General features: G+C 29.6%; 1 pseudogene. It reads right to left on the bottom strand.

Going from position 1 to position 338, the window contains the following annotated elements:
* Positions 1-338 (bottom strand): annotated as a pseudogene (locus ELQ11_RS09745) (hypothetical protein); the annotation flags it as partial.

Raw genomic sequence — 338 nt, 5'->3', positions numbered from 1 at the left:
AAACATTAAAGCAGCAAGAATAATTACATATGTTCTAACTTCTCTTTTAAAGCTATCTAGTTTGTTTTCAAGCTTATCAACTGAATTTTCAAGCTTATCAAGTTTAGCACCTATTGAATATTCAAGCTTATCAAGTTTAGCACCTACTGAATATTCAAGCTTATCAACTGAATCTTCAAGCTTATCAAGTTTAGCACCTACTGAATATTCAAGCTTATCAAGTTTAGCACCTACTGAATATTCAAGCTTGTCAACTGAATTTTCAAGCTTATCAAATCTAGTATTCAAAAGATCTATAGTTGGTAATTTAGAAATGGCTTCTTTAAATTCTCTAAAAG

It is taken from the genome of Campylobacter sp. US50a (genome assembly GCF_004379015.1).
Lineage (GTDB): Bacteria > Campylobacterota > Campylobacteria > Campylobacterales > Campylobacteraceae > Campylobacter_D > Campylobacter_D jejuni.
The sequence above is the reverse complement of the archived record's forward strand: the minus strand, read 5'-3'. Positions and strand labels throughout refer to the sequence as shown.